General features: G+C 44.1%; 1 protein-coding gene. It reads left to right on the plus strand.

What is annotated here, in order from left to right:
• Window positions 1–23 precede the first annotated feature (23 nt).
• Window positions 24–574: molybdopterin cofactor-binding domain-containing protein (locus HC176_RS15850; protein WP_245234920.1), on the plus strand; the 551-nt coding region annotated here is incomplete at its 3' end.

The raw sequence follows: 574 nt of genomic DNA on the forward strand, positions 1-574 counted from the left end.
CCATAAGCACCTATCCTGAAGACATGGAGAAGGAATGGAGTGATGTAGCAGCTTTTAACAACCTCGTTGTCGTGGTTGGAGAATCTACCTGGCAGGTGATGCAGGCCAGGAAAAAATTAAATATAGAATGGGACCTGAATGCCGAACTCACAAAAGAAATAGAGATCCTGGAAAAATCGGCAGGGATGGAAGATGCTACCGGTCTTGAAAGTACCGAAATTCATACCCGACTACTAACGGAGGTAGGTCCCAGAAAAGCTGAAGTGGTAAGAAAAGACGGGGACCCCGAAAAAGCATTCAAGAATGCTGCAAAAGTGATCGAGCGCTCCTATACATGCCCGTTCCTGGCCCATAATTGTATGGAACCTATGAACTTTTTCGCAGATGTAAGGAAAGATAAAGCAGAATTATTTGGTCCTATCCAAACCCCTGAATTTGCCGAAAACAGCATAAGTAAGCGACTTGGTTTGGCTCCTGAACAAATAGATATACAGATGAGTCGTATGGGTGGTGGTTTCGGCCGTAGGTTATACGGGCATTTTCTTATAGAGGCTGCCGTAATTTCTCAAAAAAT

It is taken from the genome of Tamlana crocina (assembly GCF_012037625.1).